Consider the following 13,520-nt stretch of genomic DNA (forward strand, 5'->3'; position numbering starts at 1 on the left):
GCCGCCGCCGGCGCAGTCGAACATGATGCGCGCAACAAGATTACCGAAAGGGTGAATAAAGATGCGTTTGGCCCTCGTGGCTGCCCTGGCGCTGGCAGCCCCCGTTTGCGCCGCCGATCCCGATCCGGCCGACAAGAAAGCCGCCTCCGAGATCAACCTGCCGCCGTTCCCCGCCGACAAGACGATCCGCCAGAGCGCCGTCGTCGCCGGCAAGCCGCTCGCCTACGACGTCACCGTCGGGTCGATCCCGGTGTGGGATGCCAAGGGCAAGAAGATCGGCGAGGTCGTCTTCACGGCCTACACCGTGCCGGGCCGTGCCCCCGGCAGCCGTCCGGTCACGTTCGGTTTCAACGGCGGGCCGGGCGCGGCATCGGCCTTCCTCAATCTCGGCGCGATCGGCCCCAAGCGGATCCAGTTCGGCGCGCAGGGCGATGCGCCGTCGGATGCGGCGGTGGCACGCGACAATCCCAATAGCTGGCTCGATTTCACCGATCTGGTGTTCATCGATCCGGTCGGCACCGGCTTCTCGCGCAGCCTGGAGGATGACGCCGGCACGAAGCGCGATTTCTACACCGCCAAGGCCGATATCGAATATCTCAGCCGGATCGTGTTCGACTGGCTCAGCAAGAATGGCCGGCTGACCAGCCCCAAATATCTGATCGGCGAGAGCTATGGCGGCTATCGCGTGCCGCGTCTGGCCTATTTCCTGCAGAGCCAGCTCGGGGTCGGGCTGAACGGGATCACGATGGTCTCGCCCTACCTCAACCCGCAGGCGATCGACGATGACGAGAATGCGCTGTCGCCGCTGCCTTACATGGTGGCGTTGCCGTCGATGACGGCTGCGTGGCTGGAGCGGCAGGGCAAGCTGACCGGGCCCGAGGCGCTGGCCGACGTCGAGGCCTATGATCGCGGCGAATTCGCGACCGATCTGTTCCGCGGCCATTCCGATCCCGCCTCGATCGAGCGACTGACGACCAAGGTCTCGGCGCTGACCGGGCTCGACCCCCTGGTCGTCCGCCGCAGCGAGGGGCGGGTCACGATCGGCACTTTCCTGCGTGAGATCCACCGCAGCGAGAGCAAGATCGGATCGGTCTACGATTCGAACGTGACCGCGTTCGACCCCTTCCCGGGTTCGGCCGACAACAGATCGGGCGATCCGATCCTCAACGCGATCATGGCGCCGACCACCAGCGCGATGGTCGATCTGGTCACCAACCAGGTCGGCTGGAAGCTACAGGCGCGCTACAACCTTCTATCCTATGCCGTGAACAGCGATTGGGTGCGCGATAACAGCGATGCGCCGGTGGCGGACCTGCGCCGCGCCATCGCTGCCGATCCCAAGATGGGGGTGATCATCGCCCACGGCATGGACGATCTGTCCTGCCCTTATTTCGCGAGCCGGCTGATCATCGATCAGATGCCGGCATTCGGAAAGAACATCGCGCTCAAGCTCTATGCCGGCGGTCACATGTTCTACAGCCGCTCGACGAGCGGCGCGCAGTTCCGCAAGGATGCGATGGCAATGTACGTGAGGTAATAAAAATCCTCCCCGCGAAATCGCGGGGAGGATTTTGAATTATGCCGCGGCCTTGGCTTCCTTGGCGGCCTCGATCGCGCGCATCACGATCTCGCGCGCTTCGTCGGCATCGCCCCAATTGCCGATGCGGACCCACTTTTCGGACTCGAGATCCTTATAGTGGGTGAAGAAATGCTCGATCTGCTGGAGCACGATCGAGGGCAGATCGTGGCGCTCGCCGACATCGGTATAATAAGGGAAGGTCGTATCGACCGGCACGCAGACGAGCTTCTCGTCGCCGCCGGCTTCGTCTTCCAGCTTGAGCACCGCGATCGGGCGGGCGCGGACGACACAGCCGGGAATGAAGGGCGAGCGCGCGATGACGAGCGCGTCGAGCGGATCGCCATCGGGCGAAAGCGTGTGCGGCACGAAGCCGTAATTGGCGGGATAGCGCATCGGCGTGTGCAGGATGCGATCGACGAACAGAGCGCCCGATTTCTTGTCGAATTCGTACTTTACCGGCTCGCCGCCGCTCGGCACCTCGATCACGACGTTGAGCTCGTAGGGCGGGTTCTTCCCAACGGGAATCATTTCGATGTTCATGAGCCGCGCAGGTAAGCGGTGGCCCCAAGCCACGCAACCCTTTTTGCTGCGGGTGCGAAGCGTTTCAGCCTCGCGGCGTCAGCGCTTCCAGGTCGGCCACCCGTGTACGCTCCTCGGGCGGGATGATCGCCTCCATCACGCGCCAGAAGCCGGTCACGGCCTCCTGCCCCGCCTGCGCGTACGCGGCCGAGAGTTGTTCGCGCAGCGCATCGAACAGATCGCGCTCCAGCTTCGCGCCGGCCGGGGTCAGCCGCAGCAATCGCTGGCGCCGGTCCTCGCGCCCGGTGCGCGTTTCGATCATGCCGCGCTCGGCCAGTTCGCCCAGAACGCGGCCGAGCGATTGTTTGGTGATGCCCAAGGTGCGCAGCAACGTGCTGATCGTGAGATCGGGCTGGCGCGCGATGAAATAGAGCGCACGGTGGTGGGCGCGGCCAAGCCCTTGTTCGGCAAGGCATTCGTCGGTGCCGCGGTAAAGGTGGCTGTAGCCGAAATAGAGCAGTTCGACGCCGCGCCGGATCTCGGCCTCGCGCAGGAAGAGGGGGAAGCAGACGGGACAGCCATATTGACCCATTCTGCCATGCACCCTACCGAACGGCAACCCGCAGATGGGCAATTTGGGGACCTAACGAGTTACGATCATGGGAAGTGATGCCAGCCTGAACTTCGTCCTGGAAGACCATCCGTCGCCGACGTCCGCCGCCGATCGCGCGGCTTTGATCGCCGATCCGGGCTTCGGCCGGGTGTTCACCGATCATATGGTCACGATCCGCTATAGCGACAGCCGGGGCTGGCACGATGCGCGCATTCACCCGCGCCGTCCGCTTGTGCTCGATCCCGCAACCGCGGTGCTCCATTATGCCCAGGAGATCTTCGAGGGCATGAAGGCGTATCGGACGCAGGATGGCGGCGCCTCTTTGTTCCGCGCCGATGCCAATGCCCAGCGGTTCCGCGAATTGGCCTACCGCATGGCGATGGCCGAGATCCCCGAGGACTTGTTTCTCGAGGCGTGCCGCCAGCTCGTCTCGATCGATCGCGACTGGATCCCGTCGAGCGAGGGCGGCGCGCTCTATCTGCGCCCGTTCCAGATCGCGAGCGAGGTGTTCCTGGGCGTGAAGCCCGCGTCCGAATATCTGTTCATGGTGATCGCCTCGTCGGTCGGCGCCTATTTCCGCGGCGGCGCGCCTTCGGTCACCCTGTGGGTATCCGAACATTATAATCGCGCCGGGCCGGGCGGCACCGGCGCCGCCAAGTGCGGCGGGAACTATGCCGCCAGCCTGCTGCCGCAGAAGGAAGCGATCGCCGAAGGCTGCGATCAGGTGATCTTCCTCGACACGATCGAGAAGCGCTGGATCGAGGAATTGGGCGGCATGAACGTCTTCTTCGTGATGGACGACGGATCGATGATCACGCCTCCCCTCGGCGGCACGATCCTGCCCGGCATTACGCGCGACAGCCTGCTCACGCTGGCGCGGGATCGCGGGCTGACGGTGCGCGAGGAGCGCTACAGCATCGAGCAATGGCGCGACGACGCCGCAAGCGGCAGGCTGCGCGAGGCGTTCGCCTGCGGCACCGCCGCGGTCGTGACACCGATCGGCCGCGTGCGCGGCCGCGGCGGGCTCGATATCACGATCGGCAATGGCGGCCCCGGCATCCAGACCGAATCCCTGCGCACCGCGCTGGTCGAAATCCAGCGCGGCCTCGCCCCCGATCCGCACGGCTGGGTCGAACGGCTCTTCTGATCCCTCTCTGAAGGGCTTCCATCGCGGGAACGGCTGGCTATAAGGCCGCTCCCGCGTCGATGGGGCGTCGCCAAGCGGTAAGGCACCGGTTTTTGGTACCGGCATTCGGAGGTTCGAATCCTCCCGCCCCAGCCAACTTTCCCCCAAGCAACTGCGCAGCTTAGGTTTTTCCGACGGTGCCGGAACGTGGCTGGGGTTTTGCTACGGAACCCTGCTACAGAGCCGGGGTCATTGGGCATGGGAGCGATCCCGAATACGGCCAGGCGCGGGGGGCATCTATCACTTCCATCGGGTGGTCCCGGCGGAGCTGCAAGAGCGGCTCGCCCGCCGCGAATTGACATGCAGCCTCGATACGCAAAGCAGCGGCGCGGACGCTGTCGCGCTGCCTCTACCTGCGATCGGAGGAACTGTTCGGCACTCTGAATGCGGGACGGCGTTTCTCGTCAGGCAAGCCCGCGTTGATCAAGCATGCCAATCGGTATACAGAAGTATGCTGGAGATGGCTGATGCATATCATCGATTCGCATTTTCACTGGTGGCCGCGGGCGGTTTTCGAGGATCTGTGCAAGCGCAGGGACTATCCGCGCGCCGAACGCAATGCGCGTGGCGGTTACAATTATTGGCGCAAGGAGGGGGAACCCTGGTTCGTGCTCGGGCCCGAATGGTTCGACCTGGATTCGCAGCTCGCGCATATGGACGGGCTCGGCCACAGGGTCGACGTGGTCTGCTCCACGGGCCCCTTCTCGCTTCATTATTCCGATCTTCCCGCCCATGAGGGCATGGACGCCGCCGAGATCTGGAATTCCGAAATGGCGCGCGTCCAGCGCGAGCATCCCGATCGGATCTGGGCGAGCGCGGTGGTGCCTCTCGTCGATACCGAGGTCGCGATCGCCACGCTGGATCGCGCGATCCAGCATCACGGGCTGATGGGGGTCAACGTGCCGGGCAGCGTCGGCAACGATCCGCGCATCGATGCCGAGCGGCTGGAGCCTTTCTATGCGCGCTGTGCCGAACTCGGTGTGCCGATCTTCCTCCATCCGACCGACGCGATCTTTCCCGACATGCTGGAGGGTTATAACGGCGCGCTTCATCTGAGCCTCGGCCGCGTGATCGAGGTCAGCGTTGCGGCGATGCGGCTGGTCTATTCGGGGATCATGGAGCGCTATCCCGACCTCAAGGTGTTCATGTCGCACACCGGCGGTGCGCTGCCCTATCAGGCCGGGCGGATGGACAAGAACGGCAAGGGCGCGAAGCTGCCGCAGCCGCCGAGCACCTATATCAAGCGCATGTATACCGACACCGTCTCGCCGCACATGCTGGGCATGAAGTTCGCGGTCGAGTTCTACGGGGTGGATCACATCCTTTACGGCAGCGACTATCCCTGCTGGATGCCCGAACATGCGCTGCAATTGTTCGACGAGATCGGGCTCAGCGAAGCTGATCAGCGCAAGATTCTCTATGACAATGCGCGGCGGGTCCTGAATCTGAAGACGCCCGAAGAGCGGGCGCTGGCGATCGCGGCGGAGTAGCGGGTAACGCCTTGGCTGGTTGGGCGTGTCCGCTCGCGTCATCCACCCGTCACCCTGAACTTGTTTCAGGGTCCACCGGGAGTGCCGCACCGTCCGTGCGGATGCCTGGTGGATGCTGAAACAAGTTCAGCATGACGAGCACTTTCGCCCCCTAAGCCAAAATATCCTCGCTCAACGAGCGCTCGATCCGATACTCCCGCGCGCGCCGCAGATGCTCCTGCGCCGCGATCTCCGCCGCCTTGGCGTCGCGGTTGAGGATCGCGCGGAGGATCACCTTGCGCTCCTCGATCGATCGTGCACGCCGTTCGGGATCGCGCATATTGCCGCGCCGGCTGCTGCCCTGGGCGGCGCGCGATGCTTCGATGATCCGATAGAGGCGCGGGTTGCGCGCGGCGCGGAACACCAGATCGTCGAACTGATAGCTGATCTCGATCGCGCGATCGCCGTCGCCGGCGTTATTGGCTTCCTCGATCTGGCGCAGGATCGATCCGAGCATCATCACCTCGGGCTCGAGCGCGCGCTCGGCGGCGAGCCGCGTTGCGAGGCCCTCGATCACCTCGCGGATCAGATAGGCGTCGAGAATGTCGTTGAGCGAGGGCTTGGTCACGGTGAGCCCGCGCCCGGGCACGTCCGCGATCAGGCCTTCCAGTTCGAGCTTCTTGAGCGCTTCACGCACAGGCGTGCGGCTGACCCCGAACCGCGCGGCGACTTCGGTTTCGCGCAGCCGCGTCCCCGCCTCGAGCGTACCCTGCATGATCTCCTCGCGCAGGGCGGCATGGAGCCCCTCCGCAAGCGACATATCGGTCGGCAGGGTGAAGGACTGCGCGGTAGCCAGATCAAATCTCCATCACGATTTCAGACGCATCATGCATCCGGCAGCATACAGTAGCGCTGTAGCTCCGTACATCCCCGGGGACAGCCCGTTCGAACCGAAGTGGTGCTTGACATCAGAACACTGATGTATACAAAGGGATACCGAACACTCTCCGCTCAGAGAGTGAAGCATGGGTGAGGATGGGGTCGCGGTCTGCTGCGGCCGTGGTGCGTCGCGGGTAGCAAGCCCGGGCGCCGAACCGAGGGGATGCTGAATGATCGGGTTCTTGAATAAAGCCGCGGCGAGGGCAGCAACATCGAGTGCCGCCATGGCAGCCGCGTTGCTGGCCGGCGCCCCCGCTATCGCCCAGACCGCCAGTCCGGTCGCCACGCCGGACTCCGCGACGCCCGCCCCGCTCGCAACCGGCGCACCGGCGACGGCCGATGCTTCCACCACGCCCGACGCGGAAATCGTCGTTACGGGCTCGCGCATCCAGCGGTCCGGCTACAACTCGCCGACCCCGGTCGCGGTGGTGAACCAGGATCGCGTCGAGAAGCTCGGCGCGACCAACATCGGCGACGCGCTCTTCCAGGTTCCCGCCTTCCGCGCCGGCACCAGCCCGACCACCTCGGGCCTGACCGCGGGCACGATCGGCGCGCACATCGCCGATCTGCGCGGCCTGGGAGCGACCCGTACGCTGGTGATGATCGACGGCCAGCGCGTCGTCCCGTCCACCTCGGTGAACACGGTCGACCTCAACCTGATTCCCAGCGTCCTCGTCCAGCGGACCGACGTCGTCACCGGCGGTGCATCGGCGGCCTATGGCTCCGATGCGGTCGCGGGCGTGGTCAACATCATCATGGACAACAAGTTCGAAGGGCTGAAGGGCAACGTCCAATACGGCGTATCGCGCTATGGCGACGGCAAGGATTACCAGGCCTCGCTCGCCTACGGGACCAGCTTCGGCGGCGGCCGCGGCCACTTCGTGATCGGCGGCGAATATGAGGATTCGAAGGCGGTCGGCGATTGCTACACGCGCCCATGGTGCGCCGAGGAGCGCCAGAACCTCACCAATTCGACCCCGGGCGTCAACGGCATTCCGGCGCAGATCCTGGCGACCAACGTCCACACCTCGACCCAGACGCGCGGCGGCCTGATCACCTCGGGCCCGCTCAAGGGCATCCAGTTCAATCCGGACGGATCGCCCACCCAGTTCGTCTACGGCACACTCGTCGGCGGCCTGTTCATGCTCGGCGGATCGGGCGCGGGCCAGAATGCCTATGTCACCGGCGTCGATATCAAGGTGCCGGTAGAGCGGATCAGCACCTACACCCACGCATCTTACGAGTTCAACGACTGGCTGACCGGCTATGTCGAGGGCAATTTCGCGCGGGTCGACGGCAGGAATATCGGCGGTGCGTCGCGCAACCCCGGCACCGGCCAGACGGCGATCGTGATCAAGACCGACAATCCGTTCATCCCGGCCGGGCTGCGGACGATCATCAACAATTACAACACCGCCAACCCGGCGGCGCCGATCACCTCGTTCCCGATCGGGCGCGAAGGCTATGACATCGGTTTCAGCCGCGGCCGCGATCTGACCAACACCTATCGCGGCGTCGTCGGGTTCGACGCGAAGATCGGCAGCCACTGGCGCGCAGGCGTCTACTACCAATATGGCGAGAGCGATTTCCACGAGACGATCGAGAACAACCAGGTCAAGCCGAACTTCTTCTATGCGGTCGATGCGACGACCGGGCCCAACGGTCTGCCGGTTTGCCGCGCGACCCTGAGTGCCGATCCGGCGGTGCGCGCCGCCGCCGCCGGCTGCCAGCCGCTCAACCTGTTCGGCCAGTATAATTTCAGCAATGAAGCCAAGGCCTATGCCTATCAGACCAGCTTCACGCGCCGGCGCTATGACCAGAGCGTCCTGTCGGGCAACATTCAGGGCGAACCCTTCTCGACTTGGGCGGGCCCGGTTTCAATCGCCGTCGGCGTCGAGCACCGGTCCGAGACCGCGCACGGATCGACCGATGCGCTGTCCCAGCAGCTCTTTTTTACCACCGGCAACGGCACCGCGCTGAACGGGCACATCACGGTGACCGAAGGCTATGCCGAGACCATCGTCCCGCTACTGCGCGACGTCTTCCTGGCCAAGAATCTCGAACTCAATGCCGCTGTGCGGCGCACCCATTATTCGACCAGCGGCAGCGTGACCACCTGGAAGGTCGGCGGCGTCTACGAACCGACCGACTGGCTGCGTCTGCGGACCACCGAATCGCGTGACATCCGCGCGCCCAACATGACCGAATTGTTCGTGCCGCTGGTCGCCAACCAGAACACGATCATCGATACGGCGACCCACACCACCGCGGTGCTGCCCTTCCTGTCGGGCGGCAATCCCAACCTGACGCCGGAAAAGGCCAAGACCTTCACCGCGGGCTTCGTCCTGCAGCCGCGCGGGATCTTCACCGGTTTCCACTTCTCGTTCGATTATTACAACATCAAGGTGAACAACGCGATCTCGACGCTGTCTACGCAGAATGTCGTCACCCAATGCAACAACGGCCAGACCGATTACTGCCAATATGTGACGCGCGGATCCGACGGTTTGATCACGTTGATCAGTACGCCTTACCTCAATCTCAACCAGCTCAAGACCAACGGCTTCGACATCGTCGCCGATTACAACCTGCCGCTGCGTCGCCTGTCGCCCGGTCTGCCCGGCACCTTGAGCTTCAACTTCACGACGACCCATATCGCGCACCTGACCACGGTGCAGAAGACCGGGGCACTCGATGTGGCGGGCGTCACTGGCTGCTCGGTGACCTCGTTCATCGAATGCACCCCGCATTGGACCTATGACGGCATCGTCAGCTACGCCGTCGGGCGGATGTCGCTGACCGCGCACGGCCATTATGTGCCGAAGAGCGTCTACGACCCGACCCTGGTCGGCCCCGGGGATCCGGGCTACAGCCCCTCGCTCGCCAATTCGATCGATCCGAACCGCGTCGCGGGCGCTTTCTACCTGTCGCTGATGGCGACCTACAATGTCCTCGACCGCGGCAAGCAGCACCTGCAGCTCTATTTCGGCGTCGATAACGTCGCCGACAAGAACCCGCCCCTGATGCCCGGTCGTGCCAACAACACCTTCTTCGATCCGGTCGGCCGCTACTATAAGATGGGCGCCCGCTTTCAATATTGAGCGGTCGGCCGACCGGCCGCCGCGACAGGAGAGACTATGGCGTCTGCGCCAGGACCGAGCTTCGACGTCGACGCCTTTCTCGACTCCCGACGGATCGGATCGCTGCACATCAGGGTGGTGATCATCCTGGCGCTGATCATGCTGGTGGACGGCTACGACATCTTCGTCGTCGGTTCGGTTCTGCCGGCGATTGCCGACGACTGGGGAATCAAACCTAACCTGCTGGCCGGCGTGTTCATTGCCCAGCAGGCGGGCTTGCTCACCGGGGTCACCGTCACCGGGCCGTTCGCCGATCGCAACGGCCGCAAGACCACCCTGCTCGCCTGCCTGGCCTGCTTCGGGATTTCGACCTTTTTCGTCTCGTTCGTGCGCACGCCGTTCGAGCTGATCGCGCTGCGCTTCGTCTCGGCGATCTTCTTTTCGGGCGCCTTGCCCAATTGCGTGGCGATGGTGTCGGAGATCGCCCCGAAGCGCATGCGCGCCGGGCTGATCAGCGTGGTCTTCTGCGGCTATACCGGGGCTTCGTTCATCCTCGCCTGGGTGCTGGCCTTCGTGCTCGAGCCGTTCGGCTGGCGCGGCGCCTTCATCCTCGGCGGGGCGATGCCGTTGATCCTGCTGCCGATCGTCTGGTTCTTCCTGCCCGAATCGATCCGCTTCCGGGCGGGCCGCAATCCGGCCGATCCGCGCATCGGCGGCCTGCTGCGACAGATCGACCCATCTCTCCGCTTCCGTGGCGACGAGCGCTTCGTGCTCGAAACCAAACCGCGCAAGGAGAAGACGCGGCCGGTGACCGGCCTGTTTCGGGACGGGCTGCTGCGCATCACCCTGCTGGTGTGGGCCGGCTATCTGCTCGCTTTCCTCGTCAACCAACTGATGAGCAGCTGGGACACGACGATCTTCCACCATGTCGCCAAGCTTTCGTACAAGCATATCGCCTTGCTCGGGGCCTGCCGCACCACGGCGGGCGTGATCGGCACCGCGACCGCAGGCTTCGTGATGGACCGCTTCGGCGCGACGCGCAGCCTGTCCTTCTTCTTCCTGCTCGCCTCCGTGCTGATCGGGGGAATAGCGTTCAGCGATCTCGGCGGGACGAGCGGCCTGATCCTGTTCACCCTGACCGGCTATGCGATGAACAGCGCACTGGGCGGGCTCAACGCGATCGCTGCGATCACCTATCCGCCGCAGATGCGCGTCACCGGCGTGGCCTGGGGATCGGGCATCGGCCGGATCGGCGGCATGCTCGGGCCCGTCGCCGGTGCCTTCCTGCTGTCGGGCACGCCGAACACGACCACCATCTATCTGCTCACCGCTGTGCCCGAGGCGTTGGCGGGGATCGCGATCCTCGCGATGATCTGGGTGCGGCGGAGCGCGGCGGCCAGGGCTGCGACACCGGCGGGCGCGGTCGAGGCGATTTCCTGACCGTGGCCAGTACGGATTTCGACGTCGAGGCGTTCCTCGACAGCCGGCGCTTCGGGAAGGCGCATCTCGGGCTGATCGCCCTGCTCGTGCTGACGATGCTGATCGACAGCTACGACATCTTCATCGTCGGCGCGATCCTGCCCCCGCTCGCGGCCGACATGCACGTCGCCCCGCAGGCGCTGACGGGGGTGTTCGTGCTCCAGCAATTCGGGCTGCTGATCGGCACCTTGCTGATCGGGCCCTTGTCGGATCGCTTCGGCCGCCGCACGACCTTGCTCGCCTGCGTCGGCAGCTTCGCATTCCTGACTTTGCTGACCAGCCTCGCGCGCACGCCGACCGAATTGCTCGGCTTCCGCTTCGCCTCGAGCCTGTTCTTCGCCGGCGTGATCCCCAACGCGATCGCGCTTTCGTCCGAACTGGCCCCGGCGCGGCTGCGCGCCGGTATCGTCAGCGTCGTATTCTGCGGCTTCACCGGCGGCCATTTCATCGAGGCTTTCGTCCAGGCCTACATGCTCGAGCCGCTGGGCTGGCAGAGCGCCTTCTGGGTCGGTGGCGGTCTGGGCGCGGTCACGTTCGTGCTGCTGTGGCTCTATCTGCCCGAATTGATCCGCTTTCGCGCACGGCGAAACCAGCATGATCCACGCATCGCAGAGGCGTTGCTGGGGATTGATCCGACGCTCGATCTGGCGCACAGCCCGCGCTTCGTGCTGCAGGATCAGGCGGTGGCGAAAGACCAGCAGCCGATCGTCGAGCTGTTCCGGCCGGGCCTTCTCCTGACCACGCTTTTGCTATGGGCGGGTTTCCTGACGATCTTCATCGTCAACCACCTGGCCGGCGCATGGAATACGACCGTGCTGCACGGCCAGGGCGGTCTTTCGCTCCAGCATATCGCCGCCGGCGTCACCTGCGGCACGGTGACCGGGATCATCGGCACGCTCAGCAGCGGCTTCATCCTCGATCGCTTCGGCGCGCGCGCGTCGTTGTCGGTGTTCGTGGTCGGCGCAGCGGTAGCGATAGCAGCGCTGGGCTGGATCGATCTGGGATCGAGCCAATTCCTGATCGCAAGCGCCTTGTCGGGCTATTTCCTCAACAGCGCGCTGGGCGCGATCAACGCCTTTGCGGCTCTCGTCTATCCGTCGCGGATCCGCGCGACCGGGGTGGCGTGGGCGGCGGGCGCGGGCCGTGCGGGCGGAATGATCGGGCCGGCGATCGGCGGCTTCCTGCTGGCGCAGCATGCGAGCCTGACGACGATCTATTGCTGGGCGGCAGCGCCGTTGCTGCTGGCTTTCGTGGCAGTGGTGCTGATCCCGAAGCGCCCGCAGACGAAAGGGGCTAGCTAAACGCGTTTGCTTTCTTCGTCATGCTGAACTCGTTTCAGCATCCACCAAGCAACTTGCGTGGACGGCGCGGCACGCCCGGTGGCCCCTGAAACGAGTCCAGAGTGACGTGTGGATGACGCGAGCGGTTCCGCAGCCTGCGGCGGTTTCAGGAAAGGGCCAGCGTCAGCAAATCTCCCGGGCGCACGTCTTTCCTGATCGAGTCTTGCAGCGCCTCGAAATGCGTAGCCGGCAAGCCCAACCCAAGCGCTAGCGAAGCGGCCTTTGCCGCCAATTCCGTCCATCCAAACGGATGGTCAGCACCGCCCTCGGGCGACAAGACCTCGCACGTCCGCGCCTCCGCGCCGACGATCGTCACGCGCGCACCCCATTGCCTCGGATAGAGCGCGTCCAGCGCCGCATCCTCGGTCACGACCACCCGCGTCAGGAAATCCGCGATCGCCGGATCGTTGCAGGGCGGCGTGTGCACGGCATCGAACATCCGCTCGGGCGCATGGACCGCCAGCGCCATCTGATAGGCCGCCGAGAGCATCGACCCGATCCGCTCGGCCGGCATGGTCGTCCCGCCGACCATGGCGCGATAGACGCCGGGAAGCGCGATCTCGATCCGGTCAGTCGGCCCCACCGGCCGGTCGGCGTGCAGGCGCATGAACGCCTGAATCGCCGACAGGCCCTGTCGCGCGGTGGGGAATGTCTTGCATTCGATCTGGTGGATTTTCGGCACCGCGCCTGGTGCCAGCAGCGCCGGATCCACCGTCACGCCGGAAGCGTTGGCCCAGCCGTCGATCACCGACGCCGGTGCTGTAAAACCCGCTTCGGCCGCTTGCGCCGCCGCGACCCCGTCGGCGGCGGCATGGCCGAGCTGGAGCCAGCGTGGCAAGCCCCGGTCGAGCCACCAGGGGCTGCGTCCGATCGCCAGCGCGAGCGCGCTCAGCATCGCCTGGCGATCGAGCCTGGCGAGACTGCCCGCTACCGCCGCGGCGCCGATCGGCGCCGCCGCAAGCGTCGGCCAGATCCCGCGATAGAGGATCGTCGCGCCACCGATCGCGGCGGCAAAGCCGACCATCGCCTCATAGCCGGCGACGATCGCCCTGAGCAGCGCATCGCTGTCGCAATCGCGTTCGGCGGCGGCCAGCAATGCAACCGGCACGATCACCGATCCGGCGGTGACGCACCCGGCCAGCGCAATATCGTCGACCTCGGTCGCACGCACCGTCGCGACGAGTGCCCGGATCCGCCCCGGCGCATCGACCGCGAGCTTCGCCAGAGGTGCGGCCTCGGGCAAAGCCCGCCCGATCCGCGCCGCGACCAACGTATCGAACAGGCGCAGACGCGCGGCATCGCGCACCGGTCCCGGA

General features: G+C 65.3%; 10 protein-coding genes and 1 tRNA gene. 7 read left to right on the top strand and 4 right to left on the bottom strand.

The window, feature by feature from the left end; translation table 11 throughout:
* Window positions 1-61: 61 nt before the first annotated feature.
* Complete coding sequence (locus AB4Z44_RS17040; RefSeq protein ID WP_404710874.1) at window positions 62-1,537, top strand: S10 family peptidase; 1,476 nt, start codon at window positions 62-64, stop codon at window positions 1,535-1,537.
* 39 nt (window positions 1,538-1,576) lie between these two features.
* Here AB4Z44_RS17040 and ppa read toward each other — a convergent pair whose 3' ends face one another.
* Together ppa and AB4Z44_RS17050 are read right to left on the bottom strand one after the other, a co-directional pair.
* Window positions 1,577-2,119 (bottom strand): inorganic diphosphatase, encoded by a 543-nt coding sequence (gene ppa, locus AB4Z44_RS17045; protein ID WP_404710875.1) that lies wholly within the window; start codon window positions 2,117-2,119, stop codon window positions 1,577-1,579.
* A 64-nt stretch (window positions 2,120-2,183) separates the two neighbouring features.
* Window positions 2,184-2,690 (bottom strand): MarR family winged helix-turn-helix transcriptional regulator, encoded by a 507-nt coding sequence (locus AB4Z44_RS17050; protein WP_404710876.1) that lies wholly within the window; start codon window positions 2,688-2,690, stop codon window positions 2,184-2,186.
* 67 nt (window positions 2,691-2,757) lie between these two features.
* Between AB4Z44_RS17050 and AB4Z44_RS17055 the strand changes: the two genes are divergently transcribed.
* From AB4Z44_RS17055 to AB4Z44_RS17065, 3 genes are all read left to right on the top strand, one after another.
* On the top strand, window positions 2,758-3,858 hold the full coding sequence (locus tag AB4Z44_RS17055) for a branched-chain amino acid aminotransferase (RefSeq protein ID WP_404710877.1): 1,101 nt from the start codon (window positions 2,758-2,760) through the stop codon (window positions 3,856-3,858).
* A 60-nt stretch (window positions 3,859-3,918) separates the two neighbouring features.
* Window positions 3,919-3,993 (top strand) — tRNA-Gln (locus tag AB4Z44_RS17060).
* 371 nt (window positions 3,994-4,364) lie between these two features.
* Complete coding sequence (locus tag AB4Z44_RS17065) at window positions 4,365-5,387, top strand: amidohydrolase family protein (protein WP_404710878.1); 1,023 nt, start codon at window positions 4,365-4,367, stop codon at window positions 5,385-5,387.
* Between the two features lie 151 nt (window positions 5,388-5,538).
* Here AB4Z44_RS17065 and AB4Z44_RS17070 read toward each other — a convergent pair whose 3' ends face one another.
* Complete coding sequence (locus AB4Z44_RS17070; protein WP_404710879.1) at window positions 5,539-6,186, bottom strand: GntR family transcriptional regulator; 648 nt, start codon at window positions 6,184-6,186, stop codon at window positions 5,539-5,541.
* A 289-nt stretch (window positions 6,187-6,475) separates the two neighbouring features.
* Here AB4Z44_RS17070 and AB4Z44_RS17075 point away from each other — a divergent pair, with 289 nt between their 5' ends.
* From AB4Z44_RS17075 to AB4Z44_RS17085, 3 genes are read left to right on the top strand one after another with little or no spacing between them, the layout of a single operon-like run.
* Complete coding sequence (locus AB4Z44_RS17075) at window positions 6,476-9,406, top strand: TonB-dependent receptor plug domain-containing protein (protein WP_404710880.1); 2,931 nt, start codon at window positions 6,476-6,478, stop codon at window positions 9,404-9,406.
* Window positions 9,407-9,442: 36 nt separating this feature from the next.
* Window positions 9,443-10,825, top strand: a complete 1,383-nt coding sequence (locus AB4Z44_RS17080) for an MFS transporter (RefSeq protein WP_404710881.1) — start codon at window positions 9,443-9,445, stop codon at window positions 10,823-10,825.
* A gap of 2 nt (window positions 10,826-10,827) precedes the next feature.
* Window positions 10,828-12,165, top strand: coding sequence for an MFS transporter (locus tag AB4Z44_RS17085; protein ID WP_404710882.1), 1,338 nt, complete (start codon window positions 10,828-10,830; stop codon window positions 12,163-12,165).
* Between the two features lie 145 nt (window positions 12,166-12,310).
* Here AB4Z44_RS17085 and AB4Z44_RS17090 read toward each other — a convergent pair whose 3' ends face one another.
* The gene (locus AB4Z44_RS17090; protein ID WP_404710883.1) at window positions 12,311-13,510 is read right to left on the bottom strand and encodes an MmgE/PrpD family protein; all 1,200 of its coding nucleotides are present in this window, start codon (window positions 13,508-13,510) and stop codon (window positions 12,311-12,313) included.
* Between the last annotated feature and the right edge of the window lie 10 nt (window positions 13,511-13,520).

The sequence above is a fragment of the Sphingomonas sp. MMS24-J13 genome (assembly GCF_044905095.1).
Taxonomy (GTDB): Bacteria; Pseudomonadota; Alphaproteobacteria; order Sphingomonadales; family Sphingomonadaceae; genus Sphingomonas_I.